The organism is Nostoc sp. T09 (genome assembly GCF_002154695.1).
In the GTDB taxonomy this organism is placed as follows: domain Bacteria; phylum Cyanobacteriota; class Cyanobacteriia; order Cyanobacteriales; family Nostocaceae; genus Aulosira.
Map to the genome: position 1 here is coordinate 1 of NZ_MTAV01000135.1, position 17,978 is coordinate 17,978.

General features: G+C 39.9%; 18 protein-coding genes. 8 read left to right on the plus strand and 10 right to left on the minus strand.

Annotated features, from left to right (window positions below; translation table 11 throughout):
* Window positions 1–119 precede the first annotated feature (119 nt).
* Together BV372_RS25235 and BV372_RS25240 are read right to left on the minus strand one after the other, a co-directional pair.
* On the minus strand, window positions 120–362 hold the full coding sequence (locus BV372_RS25235) for a type II toxin-antitoxin system Phd/YefM family antitoxin (RefSeq protein ID WP_086689242.1): 243 nt from the start codon (window positions 360–362) through the stop codon (window positions 120–122).
* Between the two features lie 109 nt (window positions 363–471).
* Window positions 472–1,686: an HhoA/HhoB/HtrA family serine endopeptidase gene (locus BV372_RS25240; protein ID WP_086689243.1), complete on the minus strand. Its 1,215-nt coding sequence runs from the start codon at window positions 1,684–1,686 to the stop codon at window positions 472–474.
* Between the two features lie 475 nt (window positions 1,687–2,161).
* Between BV372_RS25240 and BV372_RS25245 the strand changes: the two genes are divergently transcribed.
* Both BV372_RS25245 and menH read left to right on the plus strand, forming a co-directional pair.
* The gene (locus tag BV372_RS25245; RefSeq protein WP_086689244.1) at window positions 2,162–2,566 is read left to right on the plus strand and encodes a metal-sensitive transcriptional regulator; all 405 of its coding nucleotides are present in this window, start codon (window positions 2,162–2,164) and stop codon (window positions 2,564–2,566) included.
* Window positions 2,567–2,636: 70 nt separating this feature from the next.
* Window positions 2,637–3,470, plus strand: a complete 834-nt coding sequence (gene menH / locus BV372_RS25250) for a 2-succinyl-6-hydroxy-2,4-cyclohexadiene-1-carboxylate synthase (RefSeq protein WP_086689245.1) — start codon at window positions 2,637–2,639, stop codon at window positions 3,468–3,470.
* A gap of 36 nt (window positions 3,471–3,506) precedes the next feature.
* On the opposite strand, the gene BV372_RS25255 is transcribed toward menH, so the two are convergent.
* The 6 genes from BV372_RS25255 to aroC form a co-directional block, all read right to left on the minus strand.
* Window positions 3,507–3,953 (minus strand): SRPBCC family protein, encoded by a 447-nt coding sequence (locus tag BV372_RS25255; RefSeq protein ID WP_086689246.1) that lies wholly within the window; start codon window positions 3,951–3,953, stop codon window positions 3,507–3,509.
* A gap of 19 nt (window positions 3,954–3,972) precedes the next feature.
* Entirely contained in the window at window positions 3,973–4,161 is a 189-nt protein-coding gene (locus BV372_RS25260; RefSeq protein WP_086689247.1) for a CPXCG motif-containing cysteine-rich protein, read from the minus strand.
* An 11-nt stretch (window positions 4,162–4,172) separates the two neighbouring features.
* Complete coding sequence (locus tag BV372_RS25265) at window positions 4,173–5,819, minus strand: radical SAM protein (protein WP_086689248.1); 1,647 nt, start codon at window positions 5,817–5,819, stop codon at window positions 4,173–4,175.
* A 157-nt stretch (window positions 5,820–5,976) separates the two neighbouring features.
* Window positions 5,977–6,231, minus strand: a complete 255-nt coding sequence (locus BV372_RS25270; RefSeq protein WP_086689249.1) for a SemiSWEET transporter — start codon at window positions 6,229–6,231, stop codon at window positions 5,977–5,979.
* Between the two features lie 108 nt (window positions 6,232–6,339).
* Window positions 6,340–8,130 (minus strand): hypothetical protein, encoded by a 1,791-nt coding sequence (locus BV372_RS25275; protein ID WP_086689250.1) that lies wholly within the window; start codon window positions 8,128–8,130, stop codon window positions 6,340–6,342.
* Window positions 8,131–8,260: 130 nt separating this feature from the next.
* A complete protein-coding gene (gene aroC / locus BV372_RS25280; RefSeq protein WP_086689251.1) occupies window positions 8,261–9,349 on the minus strand; it encodes a chorismate synthase in 1,089 nt (362 codons plus the stop codon).
* Window positions 9,350–9,761: 412 nt separating this feature from the next.
* Between aroC and BV372_RS25285 the strand changes: the two genes are divergently transcribed.
* The 3 genes from BV372_RS25285 (at window position 9,762) to aroQ (ending at window position 13,075) form a co-directional block, all read left to right on the plus strand.
* Window positions 9,762–10,970, plus strand: coding sequence for a class I SAM-dependent methyltransferase (locus BV372_RS25285; RefSeq protein ID WP_086689252.1), 1,209 nt, complete (start codon window positions 9,762–9,764; stop codon window positions 10,968–10,970).
* A 343-nt stretch (window positions 10,971–11,313) separates the two neighbouring features.
* Window positions 11,314–12,192 (plus strand): NAD(P)-dependent oxidoreductase, encoded by an 879-nt coding sequence (locus BV372_RS25290; RefSeq protein WP_086689253.1) that lies wholly within the window; start codon window positions 11,314–11,316, stop codon window positions 12,190–12,192.
* Between the two features lie 160 nt (window positions 12,193–12,352).
* The gene (aroQ, locus tag BV372_RS25295; RefSeq protein ID WP_218776767.1) at window positions 12,353–13,075 is read left to right on the plus strand and encodes a gamma subclass chorismate mutase AroQ; all 723 of its coding nucleotides are present in this window, start codon (window positions 12,353–12,355) and stop codon (window positions 13,073–13,075) included.
* Window positions 13,076–13,142: 67 nt separating this feature from the next.
* On the opposite strand, the gene BV372_RS25300 is transcribed toward aroQ, so the two are convergent.
* Complete coding sequence (locus tag BV372_RS25300; RefSeq protein WP_086689255.1) at window positions 13,143–14,633, minus strand: NACHT domain-containing NTPase; 1,491 nt, start codon at window positions 14,631–14,633, stop codon at window positions 13,143–13,145.
* A 203-nt stretch (window positions 14,634–14,836) separates the two neighbouring features.
* On the opposite strand from BV372_RS25300, the gene BV372_RS25305 reads away from it, so the two are divergent.
* The 3 genes from BV372_RS25305 to BV372_RS25315 all read left to right on the plus strand — a co-directional run bounded on the left by BV372_RS25305 (window position 14,837) and on the right by BV372_RS25315 (window position 17,584).
* On the plus strand, window positions 14,837–15,454 hold the full coding sequence (locus tag BV372_RS25305; RefSeq protein WP_086689256.1) for an antitoxin Xre/MbcA/ParS toxin-binding domain-containing protein: 618 nt from the start codon (window positions 14,837–14,839) through the stop codon (window positions 15,452–15,454).
* 451 nt (window positions 15,455–15,905) lie between these two features.
* A complete protein-coding gene (locus tag BV372_RS25310; RefSeq protein WP_086689257.1) occupies window positions 15,906–16,568 on the plus strand; it encodes an RES family NAD+ phosphorylase in 663 nt (220 codons plus the stop codon).
* Between the two features lie 98 nt (window positions 16,569–16,666).
* The gene (locus BV372_RS25315; RefSeq protein WP_086689258.1) at window positions 16,667–17,584 is read left to right on the plus strand and encodes a hypothetical protein; all 918 of its coding nucleotides are present in this window, start codon (window positions 16,667–16,669) and stop codon (window positions 17,582–17,584) included.
* 118 nt (window positions 17,585–17,702) lie between these two features.
* Here BV372_RS25315 and BV372_RS37880 read toward each other — a convergent pair whose 3' ends face one another.
* Window positions 17,703–17,897, minus strand: a complete 195-nt coding sequence (locus BV372_RS37880; RefSeq protein WP_256973444.1) for a hypothetical protein — start codon at window positions 17,895–17,897, stop codon at window positions 17,703–17,705.
* Between the last annotated feature and the right edge of the window lie 81 nt (window positions 17,898–17,978).

Consider the following 17,978-nt stretch of genomic DNA (forward strand, 5'->3'; position numbering starts at 1 on the left):
CCAACAAATTTGGGCTTTATCTTCTTAAGTTGACACCAATGGGCATTGCCTTGCCCCTACAATAATCTGTAATCCACTAAAATTTTGAATTAGAATTGACTCTCCATTACTACCCTGACTCACCAATCCAACTCCTCATCGCCTTCTTGGATTGGGGTTGCTAGTCCTTCTTTGATAGATTCTCGCATTCCAGGTATAGATAGCAAGTAAAGAGTCTCCTGAATTGCAGACCAATCTTTTTCTGCAAGCAAAACCGCATTACCCCGTTCACCCTGAATAATCACAGGTTTACCTTGTTCTGCCACTTGATCTATCAGTTCTTGTAAATTATGTTGAGCGTCGTTGACAGGAAGCGAAGACATCATGCTTTTTTAGCTCACGATAACTTTACTTTAGCAGTGATAACCAAAAATAAAGGGTATGCCTCAGCATACCCGCAGCATCATAATTCAACTTAATACTCAGCGCTGATTATGAAGCATTTTGCAATTCAGCCGTGCGTACCGATAGCTGCTGTGTTTGATTACCGCGTTGGACTTTCACCTGCAACACTTGACCAAGGCGACTGTTTTCGACAAAATTCTGTAACTGTTCCGCAGTGGTAATCGCTTGTCCATCAACTTGAACAATTACATCCCCGCGTCGGATACCCGCAGAAGCGGCTGGGGAGTTGGGTACAACTCGCATTACTAGAACACCGTTAACTTCTGGTATTTGAATGGGAGAGTTGGGATCTGTGTTGTTCTGCTTGGCTAGCTGCGGTGTTAAAGATACCATTTGCACGCCTAAATAGGGATGAGCAACTTTACCTTCACGTTGCAGTTGCGCTGCGATCGCTTTTGCTTTATCTATGGGAATAGCAAATCCAATCCCCATCGCGTCAGCACGAATCGCTGTATTAATCCCAATTACTTCACCTGCACCATTTAATAACGGCCCACCAGAGTTACCAGGGTTAATCGCTGCGTCAGTTTGAATGAAATCTAAGCGTTTGTCTGTAATCCCGACTTGGGCGCTGGAACGCTTCAGGGTGCTGACAATGCCCAAAGTTACGGTATTATCAAATCCTAAAGGATTACCAACTGCGATCGCCCAGTCTCCTACCTGTACATTACTAGAAGAACCCAAGGGGGCCACTGGTAAATCATTACCAGCGTTAATTTTAACTACCGCTAAATCTGTAACTTCATCAATACCTTGAACTTTACCGTCGAAGGTGCGACCATCTTTAAGCCGCACTGTTACTCTGTCAGCTTTATCGACTACGTGAGCATTGGTGAGAACTAACCCACTCTTGTCAAGAATGAAACCAGAACCCAGACCGCGTAATTGCTCCCTAGATGGCTGTTGCTGGAAACTGTCACCAAAAAACTGGCGGAAAAAGGGGTCTTCCATAAATGGATCGTTCCGACGAGTAATTGTGCGTTCAGTATCAATCCGTACCACTGCTGGTCCTACACGATTGACGGCTGCTGTCACAAAGCTACTACTACCTATCGCCGCCGAGGTGGGTGATTGTCGTTGAGCAAGCAATTCTGGTGTATTGGCAGTTGCAGGCTTTGGCGCTGGTTCTGCTTGGGAGGGTAACACCCGCAGGGTGGTAAAAGTTAGCACAACTCCTAGAATTATGGCTAAAACATGGGAACTGAGTTGGCGTATAGACCGAGGTAATTTGGGAAATCTCATAAATCACAACCTAAATCTAGAAGCGTAATTTTTACTTAGTCGTGACAAATCTATCTAAAGTTATTTTTACAGAATCGATGAGAATACCTGCGTATTGACGCGAGCACTCTTGTTCAGGTTTCGCCTGCTCCCGTAAGTTGTGTTTTCGGATAGCTCATGAAAGTTAGAAGAATTGGAGGAGATAAATAGTTGACAAATTATGATTTCCTCTCATCGTCTTCATCATTAAATTACTATCTTTAATTTCAACTTACTGTTTAGTTGGGGCATTGCGTAAACTACCTGTAATCAAATTAATTGTATATTTACCTCAAAAGCTATTATGGAGATTACCCCTCGGCAGGTTCGGATTTTACCCAACAATTAATATTTGTGATTTCTCCTCTGTTTCCTGTGCTTTCTCATCCCCCTCATCTCCGTTGTCCCCCTTCCCCTCTAGGCTAGTATCTTAGTTAGACCAGCACTTTGATAACCCATGAACGGATTAAACCGATCCTCTCAAGAATCCTTGCCTACATCCCAGCAAGTAGAACACTCCCACAATCACAGCACAGACCACGAACACGAACATCCAGATCATGCTGTGCAAGGAGACTCGGTTCATCCTCACGTCCATAGTGAAGAGTCTTTACGGCGAATTGTGAATCGACTTGCACGTATAGAAGGGCATATTCGAGGTATAAAAACAATGGTTCAGCAAAATACCCCTTGTCCAGACGTTTTATTGCAAATTGCCGCAGTCAGAGGTGCATTGGATCGGGTAGCGCGAATCGTTTTGGATGAACATTTAACTGAGTGTATTGCCAGAGCCGCACAAGAGGGCAATATTGATACTGAAATTGCACAACTTAAGGCAGCTTTAGATCGGTTTTTGCCTTAGAAAGTAGCAAATTATAAACAATCAACCCTGGTGAATAGAAATCGCCAGGTTTCTTAAATATGAATAAAAGATGTCTCTAACTAACTATAAATTTAACTACTCTTTAATTAGCAATTCCAATAAGCCATTAATTCTTTTCTTGCACGGATTTATGGGTAACATCGATGAATTTGATGAAGCCATAATACTACTATCTGATGATTTTTCTTATTTGACTATTGACCTTCCTGGACATGGCAAAACTCAAGTTTTGGGTAGTGAGGAATGCTATACAGTGCCAAACACTGCTCAGGCTTTAATTAACTTATTAGATGAGTTGCAAATTCCTCAATGCTTTTTAGTTGGCTATTCAATGGGTGGACGATTAGCTTTATACCTTAACCTGCATTTCCCAGAACGTTTTTCTAAAGTTGTATTAGAATCAGCTTCTCCAGGTTTGGCAACAGAAACAGAACGATTAGAACGCATTCAACGCGATTATCAAATAGGTAGAAAATTAATCAGAAGTCTTGAAAACGATGATTTTTCAGCGTTCTTATCAAATTGGTATACTCAGCAGATTTTTGGAAATATCAAAAATCATCCAAAATACGAGTTTATGCTAGAAAGTCGATTGGAAAATCACCCTTTAGAATTGGATAAATCCCTGCGCTTTATGGGTACTGGATATCAACCTTCTTTGTGGGATAAACTCAAAGAAAACAAGAATCCTTTGCTTTTACTTGTTGGGGAATATGATAGAAAATTTAGAGATATTAATCAAAAAATGGCAGATATTTGTGAAAATGCACAGCTAAAAGTCATTAAAAACGCTGGGCATAATATTCACTTTGAAAATACCAGAGAATTTATACACAATCTCAGAATATTTTTACAGCAGGGTACTTCATCAAAAAAACTTTGATTGTTGCTTAGTAAGTACTTAAGCTATTACTACAAATTAATTTTCGCACTCTCTTTTAGTCACATAATGACGGTAGCGAAACATAGCTTCGAGTTGTGCTTGCACTAGCCAACCGCTAATAAATTCTACTGTTTGTGCACCAGGCATGGAAAAAGAAATGGTATCAGTTAATCTAGTTTTACCATTTTCAGCTTCAAATTCATGTCTGTGTACCCAAGACTCAAAAGGCCCAGATATTTGTTCATCGACAAACAGGCGATATTTTTCACATTGAGTGTGACGCGCTAACCAAGTCAAGGGTAATGGGCCGAGAAAAAGACGAAATTCTGTGATAGCACCCACCTCCAGTCCTGCGTCACGGCGCATTACTTTAACTGGTTGCCAAGGTGGAGTTAGCATTTGCAAAATATCTGATCTTTCGTGAAATTTCCAAACTACTTCTGGTGGTGCATTAATCACAGAGGAATGTTTAAAGTGCAGCATGGAAACAGAAACCTAAAATTCAGCTTTCAGATTCGGTATCAATCTCAATATCTAGGGTGTCTTCATCAACCCGTACATACAAAATATTGGGGTTACAGCAAACTTGACAATCTTCTACATAAGATTGCTGTCCCCCAGCACTCAAATCAACAAAGGTTAAGTTTGGTTCACCGCAATAAGCACAGTAATACTCAGCTGTTGTTTGCATTAACTTGTAAGCTACGAATTTAATGGCTGAAGTTCTTTTGGGGATGAGTCAAAATGACTTGTCGCCTCAGCCAAGTGTTTCAGTAGTGTAGACTGTGGTAGAGGCCCTTGCAAGTGATTCCAGGGTAAAACTTGCTCTGTTGACCAATTTGCATGGACGTAGAAATCTAACTCAGGAATTTGACCTTTAAGTTGCTTAAAAGCACGTTTGTAACTGCCTAGGGAATCGCCAAAGTCACGGGTAAGTTCTAAAAGATGGGAGAGTCTGCGATCGCCTCTCGATAACAAAGCTTGGATTATAGACCAATTATAGCTTTCAGGGCGAAACTCTATCCCTTGGGGTTTTAGCTGTTTTTGTAACATTTGCAACCGCTTTTCGGCTTGCGGATTTACTCCAAACCATTGAAATGGTGTGTGTGATTTGGGTACAAAGGTGCTGCATCCCAGTGTTAATCTCAACCCGGGTGCAGCTTTTTTAACAGAGCGCATCATCGCCACAGTTTGCTCTAAATCTTCTGGTTCCTCGCCGGGAATTCCCGCCATTCCGTAGAGTTTCAAACTTGTTAAGCCACCAGCTTTGGCGTTAACTGCGGCTTGGATAATTTCGTCATTATGCAGCTTTTTGTTGATGATGCGGCGTAATTTTTCTGAACCACTTTCTATCGCAATCGTAAGCGATCGCGTGTCACGTTTCGCTAAAGTTTGGGCTAGCTGCACTGTAACTGTATTGGTGCGCACTGAAGCAATGCTTAAACGGACATCATCATATTGAGGCTGACTGATATAATCCAGCAATGTCTCAAACTCTGGATGTTGAGTTACAGAAGCACCCAATAATCCTAGCCGCTTTGTAACTTGCAAGCCTCTTTCAATAGCTGGAATTAACGAACCCTCCAGACTCGCGGTTCTAAATGGCAATGTGAGATAACTAGCTAGACAGAAGCGACACATCTCTGGACAACTTCTTACCACTTCCACCATGTAAATATTTTCCCACGCTGCCTTTTCGGTAACGACAGTGGATGCAGAGAGAATATTTCCCCGGTAAGTCTGCTTTTGCACTATTGCCGGAACTTCTGCGGAAATAGGTTTAATTGACTTTACAGCACCATCTAAGGTTTGATATTCCACTTCATACAAACTCGGAACATAAATTCCAGGTACTTGTGCAAGTGCTTTAAGTTGAGTTTGTCGAGAAGCGTTTCTAACTTCTTTGTACGCCTCAATAAAATCTCCCAGCAGATTTTCTCCATCTCCTAGCAAAATTACATCAAAAAAATCTGCGAAAGGTTCAGGGTTAGCAGTGAGAACTGGACCACCACCAAAAATTATCGGATGATGAGCGTTACGCAAAGATGCGCGAATCGGAATTTCCAAATACTCGAGCAAATTTAAGATATTCACATAATCTAGTTCCCAAGAAATGGAAAATCCTACAATTTCCGGCTTTCTCGGAAGCTGTTCGTGAATATCAGTGAACAGGCGGCTTACCTGCACATCATCACGCATTGCCAAATTTGCCCACACCACCTGATATCCCAAGCTAGTGATTCCCACGCTGTACTCATTAGGAAAGGCGAAAATCACTGGAATAGCATCAGTGTTAGGGGTGTTGGGGGTGAATAGCAGGCGTTCAGCAGAAAATACAGAGGATGTCACAGGCGATCGCTTGGGGGTGTTTATAATAATGCGGGCGAATAAAATTCGCGTCTACACAGACAAAACCCACCTCCGTGGGTTGCAAATTCTGAAGTCCGCTCAGGTAGACTTTGTTTGTGTAGCTTCAGACTTCTAATCTGAGGGGCACGCGGCAGGGTTATCTATATTTCATTTTAAGCGATAGAATTATCAGGTTAAAAAATAATGACACGCTGTTAGCAAGAATAATTGGCAAAGCTTTGAGATAAATGCCATAGATTAACCATAAAAATAAACCACTGCTAAATGTAATCAGCATGACATAAGAAACATCTTTAGCTGACTTTGTTCGCCATGTTTGAAACATTTGTGGCAAGAAAGCAACAGTAGTTAATGTAGCAGCTAGTAGTCCTAAGATTGTAATAAAATCCATTGAATGCACAACTTTACACTAACTTATACTCTAAATCAAAATTTAAAATTAAATTACATAAAAGAAACTTTCATCTATAAGTTTTTTAATAAAGCTCTAACTTTTTAGTTAACACTCATTTTTTGGTTTTTTGAGATAAGACTTAGCCCAGCTATAGCGATGTGAATCTTTTTTCAGCAAGTAATTGGCTGCTTCATGCCGTTTTTCATCATCTTTCGTACTGTTGAGTACTCGCTTAATTTCATCATCTATATCTTCAGTTTTAGCCCCACGTTTGATAGCTTGTTCAAACCAATAATCACCTTTTGGATAGTCACCATTGTCATAGGCAATTGCTCCCATTAAAGTATAAGGTTGATAACTATCTGGATGGCAATCAATAGCTGCTATAGCACATTTTTCGGCATAAAATAAGTTATCTATATCTCTAAAAGCTGCTCCTCTAGTAACCAAAATAGCTGATTTGAGATTACTATTCTTGATTTTTCCTAAGTCCAAGTTAGTAATTTTTAAAGCTTGTTCTGGTTCATTTGCTTTACGCCAATAACTACTAGCATTAGGAATATTCCACTTATGTCCAGTACGTTGCAATTCCTGTTCGTAAAACTCTGCTTCTAGCTTATAATGTGCAAGAGCAATTTTTCCTTCACGAGATAATAGGTTTTGTTCTATAAACTGAATCACTAGCAGAGGGTCTAGTCGTTCTTTTTTCTCAAGTTTTACCATGATTGTATAGAAAGGCTCCATAGGCAATTTAGGCTCTATCAATCCATACTTTCTTTTGAGTACAGCAAAGTGCTTTTGTTGAGCTAATGTAATGATATCTTTACGTCTATTATTTTTCAGCCATGCAATTTCTGAATCATTAAGAAATTCTCCTGAATCTATTTTAGATTTAAGAGTGAAGGCGTATTTTTCATTTGCAATTTCTATAGTCTCAGTCAGCTTGCGTTTTTTCAGAAAGTTTATATCCTGCTCACTCAACTGATTTACGACTTCAAGTCTTGTGAGAATTTTATATAGGTGACTCTTAGGCGATGAATCATTATATTGAGTTGCTTTATATTTAACTTTCAAAATTGTAAATTCTCGGATTTGCTCTAATTTTTGAGCAATAGCAATTGTTTCAATAAGCCCTTGCTTTTCCAGCCAATTAAATTCTGTATAAATTAGCTTTTCATCTGCATCAAGTTTTTGCAAAATTGGATACAGTGGGTTGTATATAGATTTTTCTGGGTATTGAGTGGCTTTATACTTAACCTGTAGTTGAGCAAATTTATCTTCCTTTGCTAACTCTTGTTTATTATAAATTTCTGCTGTTATTAAAAGGTTTTTATTGATTAGCCACTCATACTCGGAATCAATTAGATTTTGTGATGTGTCTATTTTTTCAAGTATATGATATAGTAAATTTTCAATATTTGATTCTTTACTTTGAGTAGCTTTGTACTTAGTTTTAAGTTGTGTAAACTGCTCTATTTCTTGAGCAACTTCTTTTACTTCAAACAACCCACTTGATACTAACCAATTTGAATCATTATCACTTAAGGTAATTCCTGAATCTAGTTTTGCAAGTATAAAATATAAATTACTTGATTGCCATGAAACATCATGTTTTTTAGCCTTAAACTTAGATTTTAATCTATAAAATTCAACTTCTAAAGAAGATAATTCTTTTGCTCTATCTTTTTGCTGTTGTTTAAGAATGTTTATTGTTTCAATAAGTTGATTTGTTGACAACCATTGCAATTCTAAATCACTGATTTTAATTCCAATGTCAGCTTTTCGCAAAATTAAATACAATGGACTAGAAGGTGATGAATCTTCATACTTATTGGCTTGGTACTTGGACTTTAAAGCAGTAAAGTGTTGTAAACAATTTTGAAACTCTATGTCCATGTTGATAGATACCGCGATCGCACTACTTTAATTGTATTATCCGATACTATAACAACACTTAGTAAAAAACAGGAATGGCATAATTACCACCCCACATCAGTAAAATTTGCTGTCAAAAATTGCGTATTACTTATAACACTTTACACTGTGCATGATTACGTAATAAATGGTCGCATAACACCAAAGCAACCATCGCTTCCACCATTGGAACAGCACGAGGTAGCACACAAGGATCGTGTCTTCCTTTGGCTGCTAATAGAGTTTCTTCACCTTCACGAGTTACAGTTTTTTGCTCTTTCCTAATTGTTGCTGTCGGCTTAAACGCAACTCGTAGAATAATATTTTCGCCGTTAGAAATTCCCCCTTGAATTCCACCGGAACGGTTGGTTACAGTGCGAATTTCACCTTGTTCATCTATATAAAATTCGTCGTTATGTTCAATTCCTGTTAACAGGGTTCCTGCAAAACCTGAACCAATTTCAAAACCTTTGCTAGCAGGAAGAGACATTACAGCTTTAGCAATATCTGCTTCTAATTTATCGAATACTGGTTCCCCTAAACCCTTCGGGACATTCCGCGCTACGCATTCTACTACGCCGCCGATGGAATCACCTTGTCTGCCAATTTGCTCAATTAATTCAATCATGCGCTCTGCCGATTCAGCATCGGGACAGCGGACGATGTTATTTTCAACTTGTTCTAAGGTGACAGTATTAGGATCGATAACGCCTTCCAAGTCTTTGATGCGCTTGACGTAACCGATAATTTCCACATTGGCGACTTGACGAAGAATTTTTTTCGCGATCGCACCTGCTGCTACTCGTCCAATTGTCTCACGCGCCGAAGACCTACCTCCACCTTGCCAATTACGAATCCCATATTTGGCATCATAAGTTGCGTCAGCGTGTGAAGGGCGATATGTCTGAGCCATTTCGTCATAATCTTGGGGACGGGTGTCTTTATTGCGCACCAAAATTGCGATCGGCGTTCCTAAGGTTTTTCCTTCAAACACTCCAGATAGGATCTCGCAGGTATCAGCTTCTTTGCGAGGCGTTGTAATTTTACTTTGTCCTGGACGCCTTCTATCTAGTTCTACTTGAATTTCCTCAGCAGAAATTTCCAGTCGCGGTGGACAACCATCAATCACAACTCCCACGCCACCGCCGTGGGATTCACCAAAAGTAGTAATGCGAAATAGATGACCAAAAGTGTTGCCCATGATAGTCGAGGAATAGAATCAGGCTTATGTATTCTACCTATAAGTTCTGATAAAAGTGAATTTTTGCTATACACCTAACCAAACGCCGTAAATCCAGTTAGTACCTCAATGCATTTGTAATTGGATGAACTACAGTTGTTCACAATCAACTATCAAAATGCTGATTTACAGCAGTCTTTATGTATTTAGACCAGGTGCTGATATCTGTATTTCTTTGTTTGCGCCTACCTTCCGGGAAGCCAAGAATGTGGGTGAGACGCCGACCCTACAATAAATTATAGATAGGCTAAGCCAGAAAAATTAGGAAAATTGTGATTGTGGATTTGGGATTGAAAATTGGTAATTATTCCGAGTTTTTAACCTGTTTCCCGTTTTCCATTGTCCAATTATGATATATCAAATCTGAAATTGTATGGATTCTAATCCGGTGCTGTGTGCGGCCATAGCCTCTGTGATTGCCACAAATCCTCAACAGCGAATCACTTTTGCTGAATTTATGGACATGGTGTTATATCACCCTGAACATGGTTACTATTCCAGCAATGCCGTAAAACTTGGGTTTGAGGGTGGTGATTTTTTCACTTCTGTCCACCTTGGCCAAGACTTTGGTGAATTACTAGCGGAACAATTTCTCCAAATGTGGGAGATTTTAGGGCGGCCTGAGACCTTTTGCCTGGTAGAAATGGGAGCAGGTCAAGGATTGTTGGCCTCGCATATCCTCAAGTACTGTCAGCAGCAGTACCCGGATTTTTTCGCTGTTTTAGAATATCTAATTGTCGAGAAATCCCCATCTCTTAGGCAAGAACAGCAGCAACGCTTACAAGATTTTTCTGTACGTTGGTGCAATCTAGAGGAAATACCACTCAATTCCATTACAGGTTGCTTTTTCTCTAATGAATTGGTGGATGCTTTGCCAGTACATCAGTTTATTTTAGAAGCGGGGAAATTGCGAGAAATTTATGTGACAACATCAAAAGAGCAGGGAATTAAGGGAGAAACTGACTCTAGTCTCGCTGCTACTATGTCATCATTTGTGGAAGTCACAGGAGAACTTTCTACTCCCCGATTGGTTGAATATTTGGATTTAGTGGGAATTGATTTTGCTCAAAGTGGTTATACAGATGGCTACCGTAGTGAAATCAATTTAGCGGCTCTAGATTGGTTGAGTATAGTGGCAGACCGCTTGCAGTGCGGGTATGTGTTAACAATTGATTATGGCTACCCTGCCAGTCGTTACTATAACCCCAGGCGATCGCAAGGAACCTTAAAGTGTTATTACCACCATCGCCACCACGACAACCCTTATATCAATATCGGCCAGCAAGATATTACAGCCCATGTTGATTTTACTGCTTTGGAACGATGGGGCGATCGCTGCGGTTTAGATAAAGTGGGTTTTACCCAGCAGGGATTATTTTTGATGGCGTTAGGCTTGGGAAGTCGCATTGCTGCTCTTTCTTACCAAGAACAATCTATTTCGCAGTTGTTGCAGCGCCGAGAGTCACTGCACGAACTCCTCAATCCTCTGGGACTAGGTGGCTTTGGTGTTTTAGTTCAAAGCAAAGGCTTAAAGGGAAAACAACTGTCTCAACCGCTAAAAGGATTGATTGTGCCAGAGTAAAAGTAAGTGAAAAGTTAAAACTCTATTAATGCCGTATTAGTCTCAATAGACTAACGTAACACTGTTACAGTGACAACTAAAAACCTAAGGAAATCAAAAATTATGAGTACCCATGACTTGTTAATGCTAGTGACACTACTCACTCCTGGTATCTTACTGTCAGTTTTAATTCTGGCAACTTTTGCCGCAGGTGGCTAATACCATATCTAGGAGTTAATAGTCAGTAAACAGTTATCAGTAAACAGTTATCTCTGGATACTGATAACTAAATATTCAATTCAAAAGATGGAAACGCGATGTCTAAGACAGGCTTCGCCTACGCTGTACCAAAGGAACATAAACAATGAAGGTGGCATTTCTGGGAACTGGACTGATGGGGCTACCGATGGCTCAAAGGCTATTAGCAGCAAATATAGAGTTAGTTGCCTACAACCGCACCCCAGAAAAATTAGCACCACTACAAGCAGCTGGTGCAGAAATTGCGACACATCCCCGCTATGCAATTCGCGCTGCTGATTGCATAATCCTGATGCTCACAAATGCTGCTGCTATTTATAGTGTGTTGCTTTCAGATACCTCGTGGCGAACTCTCTCAGGACGCACCGTCATCCAAATGGGGACAATTACTCCCACAGAAAGCCAAGAAATTCGAGATTCCGTGGTATCCGCTGGTGGTGAGTATCTAGAAGCGCCAGTTTTAGGAAGTATTCCCGAAGCACAAGCTGGCAAACTAATTGTCATGGTAGGCGCTCACGAAGAGCAATTTCAGCGCCACTTAAATTTACTACAACATTTTGGCCCAGAGCCTCGATTAGTAGGGCCTGTAGGTGCTGCGGCATCCATTAAACTGGCGCTAAATCAACTAATTGCTTCCCTGACAACTAGCTTTTCTCTGAGTCTAGCTTTTGTCCAGCGTCAGAATATTGACGTGGAAGCATTTATGCAAATCCTGCGCGAAAGTACGCTTTACGCTCCTACTTTTGATAAAAAACTGTCACGAATGTTAGATGGCAATTTTGCCAATCCGAATTTTCCCACTAAACATTTGGTGAAAGATACAGACTTATTTATCAATGAAGCTAAAGCGGTTGATTTAGATGTTAGTAGTATTAAAGGTGTCAGGCAAATCTTGCAAGCAGCGATGAAGATGTCCTTCGCTAATGATGATTACTCATCAGTATTTTATGCAATTAAAGCATGGGAAGAAGGACGGTGGGAGTAGCGCGAAATAGTAAGCTGTTAGACATTGAATTGCTAGATTTGTCTAAAAATATGCAATTTTAATGTGTATCAGCTTGCTAATCATGAAATATGAAAGTTTTTTATTAAATTTAAGTACTGTATTTCTATCAATTTAGTGTAGAATTTTGATGGGTAGCAATGTGTATAAACTTTTTGACATGAATTTAAGTTTTTTGAGAAAACATCCACTGCTATTTGTCATAATTATTTGCTTTGGGATTTTTTTTCCTGGTACAGTAGTTGCTGCAAAGTTAAAATTATATTTAGCTGCTCATAACTCTAGTCCATTACAATTAGTAAATTCCCAAGCTATTACTATCGCTGATCAACAAATACCTGTAGATAAATTACTAAAATTGATCCAGCAGCGATTGCTAATTGCACATGATGTGGCCCGTTGGAAATGGAATCATAAACGTCCTATTGAGGATCTAAAGCGTGAACAAGAGTTACTATTGGAAGTTAGGCTACAAGCAAAAAAGTATCGTCTAAAACCCGATATAATTGCAGGATTTTTTCAAGCACAAATAGAAGCAGGAAAACTCATCCAAACAGATGATTTTCAAAACTGGCAAAAGCAAGGAATTAAATCTTTTTCTAACGTGCCAGACTTAAACCAGGCATTAAGACCATCGTTAAATAAATTAAATAAAGAATTTCTCTTTGCTTTAACAGAACTGACTCCTGTTATGGGTTGTCCACAGATCAGGGAATTAATTCATGCACGTTCCCAGGTGATTATTCAAGGACGTGGTATTGATCAACATGTGCAGAGCCTAGCAATTTCACCACTCCTGCAATTTAAAAGTGGTTCTTGCACAGTTGTTTCCAAAGTTGATCGGGCTAGCAACACCCGTAACTAGCTAGATGAGGAGTATGAGAATCATTGGAATCTTCAACATAGAAGTAAATCTTTAGCTCTTTTATAGTCTAAATGTCTTTAGCAACTAAGTATTCTTGAAAAGTAATATGAGAAAAAGAGTAAATACCTCTTGCTCTCTCAACCAATAAACCATTTTGATATTCAATAGACTTTAGAAACCCTTCACTATCAATTTCTTCTAAAAAATCCAAATTTTTTTGGTCCTGAGCTAAGCTACGAATGTATTCGGTAATCTGCTTTTCAATAGCTTCTTGCTTGAAGAAATACTCACCTATTTCCCAATATTTTCTGGCAAGTTCGCTCAATAATTCTTGTGTTTGTCGTCGAGAAAGTTGCTGATAAATCCCATCTCGTTGAATATGACGCTGGTCATCCCATTGTTTAAGCAATATATTCAATGCCTCTTGATAAATTTCAGATTTAATTCTGGTAAAATCTGCTATTTTTTCAAAAAATAAACATAAAAAACTTAATAATAAGGGATTAGTCGCTAGTTCTTTCAGCGATTGATTTTCTTGTAGCTTTTGTAAAAAATCTTGCGCTTTGATCGCTGCTTTTTCCTGAAACCACTTGATTACAAATTCAGTAATCTGTTGGTCATCAAAATCGGCAATTTCTACTTCTGCAAATTGTTCAAAGATATAATTAGCTGCGGCAACTCGGCAGGTAATAACAAAGGAATTAGCATAAAATCGCGTTGTAAACCTGCGAATTTCCTGCACAACTCGGTTAAAATCGGCATCCCTAACTTGATCTAACCCATCTAATAAAACGATTGTATGCCCTTGAGTGAGAAGGGTTAGCGCTGCATTTGGAACAACCCCACAATCTTCAAACTGTTCTGTAATGTACTCTAGTAAGTTTGGTTGCTCTCTAACCTCTGCAAAGTCTTTAAGATCAATAAATATAGGGACGCGATCGCTTCGATACTCACCCAAGTTACACTGAATTGCCAGCCATTTTAAAAATATTGTCTTCCCTATTCCTGGTTTCCCTAAAATCATCAATTTGTCGTAGCGTTCTACGGCTTCTAGGGCTGGCCAGCGCGGTTGTTCTAGAATACCCAAATTAAAACAGTTAAACTTCTTAGGGTTAAAATCCCGTACTATCTCCGCAATATCCAGCCGCCTGCGTCCAGCCACCCGTTCCAAAATATTGACATGAGTGTAGATAGTATCCAGCCTTCTTGGACGTTCCATATCTAGCACCCGGATGACACCACAACGCCTTTGAATGCTGTCATGAACTTTTTCACGGACATTCTGCACCAAACTCTGAATTTGGCTAACGCTGGCTGGCTGTTCTTCATTGGGGAAGGATGAGGAAATGATAATTTCTTCCCAATTCAGGTTGAGCTTTTCGCAAATTGTGACAAAAATGTAGCGGTCAACTGGTTTGCCTTGAAAAAACTTGGTAACTGGCTGACGGCTAATGCCTAGTTCTCCGGCTAACCCTTGCTGTGTCAAGGAATTACGGATCAGGGCAGCTTCGGCTTTACTAATTCCCTTGGCCGATGCCTGAAGCGATCGCCTAGTCATTACCTCTATCTAAAATTATTTTGTGATTTATATAGCTACTTTAGCAAAAAGTCATACACATCTCATGCAAAAGTCATACTTAAATCACTCTCAAGAATGATTGTAAAACATACATGAGAGTGCGAATCTATAGATCTAGGTATTTGACATCTCTTACATGAAGAAGTAAATTATTATGTTAAGTGGTCGGTTTAGGAGGGATTATGAGCGAAATTAACGTCTCAATTGATGCTCCTTCCGGAAAACATGTTATGAAACAAGCACTAGAGCGAATCGCACTAGAATTTCAGGATTATCTCAATTCTCTACAACCTGAGGAGATTAAATGTTTAGCAGAAAGATTGGCTCCTACTCATACTAAGCCAAAGTATTCTCAAGCTGAACTTGACTTTGCTGCCAAACTTGGTGCCGATCAAATCAGTGATGAAGAGCATAGTAAATTAGAACTTGCTGCGCTGACGAGAAATTTTAGGTGGAGACAAGAATTACTTAAATCTTCATTAACAGCACCGCAAGTAGCCGATTTATTGAATACAACCCGTCAGACACCACACGATCGCTTAAAAAAGAATAGCTTAATTGCTGTTCAAGATAACGGAGTCTGGAAATTTCCCATTTGGCAATTCGATCCTGAGGGGCCAGATGGTGTAGTCGCTGGGCTACCAGATGTTTTAAAAGCTCTGAATGTTCCTGCTTTCTCAAAAATAAGTTGGCTGACTCGACCAAACAACGCTTTAAATGGTCTAACCCCTATAGAAGCCTTGAAGTTTGGGCAAATAGATGACGTAATTGCCGAAGCCAGGACTGTAGGAGTTTTGTAGAAGTCTGTTAGACAACAAATCATGCAGAAGAATCAATGCGAGGACGCGGGGAAATTTTCATTCTCCGCGTCCCCTTGTCTTCTTCACAAATATCTCAGTATAAATCCTGGCAACAAATCTACTGATTGATTGACAAAAGTTACAAGAGCTACACTTTTATAGATAAAAATGTCCGGAAACACGTAGCTGACTCTTGAATTTTGCTGTAAATATAGTTTTTATGTACTAGTACAGCACGGCAAAAATCAAGCTACTATTCAGAATATACGAAAAGCCTAAGTAATCAGCTTTTTGCAGTTGACGAAAAGTTTTCAGAAAGGTTAACCCAATCTCAAAAACTTTTCCAGACGATTTTGAATTCCGTACACTAGCACTTGTTGACAGACACCGTAAAAGTCTGGAACATCAAGTATTCCTATTTTGTCAGTCAACCAGATGAGGAGTGATAAAGGTGGTCAAACTAATTGTCCCGCCACCTCGCTTTGGCAGGCCAAAACCAAAATTTTATAGCTTGAAAAAGGGCACGGAACTTTTGCGAATTTTCCGGACAGACTTTGGTACTACTGCGCTGAGCTTTCGGGTGTGGGGTCCACTTTATCGTTTCGATCATCATCGTGGCAACTTTCCCAGTTTTTCCTACGAGCCGCTCGATTATCAACAAGCCATTGATCGAGAACGTGGTATATACTACCTTGCACCAAAACTTTCCAGTTGTCTAGTAGAAGTTTTTGGCGATCTCGGTTGTATAGAAATTACCGACCAACAAATTGCGATCGTTACTGCTACTAGGGATTTAAAATTATTAGATCTACGGGGTACGGGTGCGATGCGGGCTGGTGCGAACGAAGCCACCCTAGCCAAGACAGAAAAGCGTTCCCTGAGTCAAGCTTGGTCGCGCTATTTTTATGAGCAGCCAGCAATTTACACCCAAATTCATGGGTTAATTTATTGCAATGCTCATAATAATGAAGATGCGATCGCTATCTATGAACGTGCAGAACATTTCTTCAACTGTAGACCAGAAAATGTATTACCGCTCAAACACGAATTGTTACGGGGTCCGATTTTAAAAGCAGCAGATGAGAATAATTTAGAAGTCATACCCTATTGGTAATTCTGGTTAACGCAAATGCCCGTAAGGGCGGGAATTTCCCGCCCTTTACTTTACAAGAATTTCTATATCACTATCATTAACTGAATCGTTATAAAAATATGATTGGCAAATCAGATCAAGAGCTAGCTAACAACCAGATTTCTAGGGAAGCAGTGGATTGGTTGCTTAGACGAATCATTCACATCCCTAAAAACTGGTTAATTATTAGTAGTCTTTTTATCCTTCTCAGTACCTTTCAAGTAACTGGCGGTGAAAAATTAACGTTTAAATTTGAAGTAACAAATACAACAGCCGTTTTTTTAGCGCTAATCTGGCTACCATCTCTACTAAAAATAATTGCTTTAACGGGAGGAGCTATCAAGACGCCAGCAGGGGAAATTACTGGCTCTAGTATGATGCCGATGCTACAGTCATTAACTGGCGATACCCTAGGATTTTTGATTGAGCATACTAAGCTAGCAGAAGATGTTGCACCGCCACAACAACAGCTAGAAATGCGGCAAATGCGCCATGAATGGCAGAAAGCTTATGCATCACGGGTGCCTTCGTCGGAAGCACGAAAACAAATTGAGAGCTTAAGCCAACGTTATAAAGAACTCAGAAGTTCCTTACCACGAGGAGCAAAACGCACATTTGAGATGGAGTCTATTGCCGGTAGGATGCGTGCTCTAGCACCAGAAGTGAATTTTTCTGAACAAGATGTAAATAATCTGATCAAATCCAATGATCAAGGTAAGCGATTACTAGGACTTTCTGTAACAGAATGGTCTGGAGATTCGACTTATTTTTATGCAGTACTCAATATCATTAATAGTTCGGAAACAGCCTTTGAGCAGACTTGTGCATTACGAGCTGCGGAGAAGATGGTAACTAAACTCAATGTTCAACAGAAAAAAGACTTGCACTCAGTACTGCTACATCAACGCAATTTCAATGAAGCGGAAAAGTGTTGGATTAGGCCTAATTCTAATCGTTGGGCATTGAGCGATCGCATTTTGACAGCCTTAGAACAATAGCCAATTTACAAAGAAAGGAGAGGGCACAAAGAAAGAAGGATTAATGTTGGGAAATACTAACCCAACAACGCTACAAGCTGAATTTCAAAGTATAGCTCACCGTTGTCTCCAAACGAGCCTACACCCATAATCTACCGCAGGTTCCTGTGTCATTGAGCCGGAAGATTGTTAGTTTTACCTCCCCAGTATTGCCGTAGACCTCACGAATTTTTTGCGTTATCCCTTTGAGAGTGGGGTCAATGAGGTACTGTTCTGTGTCGGGGTTGATGGCAATATGCCAGTTGTAATGTGTCTCGATTAGTTGCGGACACAAGCGCGCAAAAATTGCACGACACCTTATGGCTAGAGCATCACATTGTTCTTGGCGGCGTTTTTTTTTCTTCTGGCGCTACAA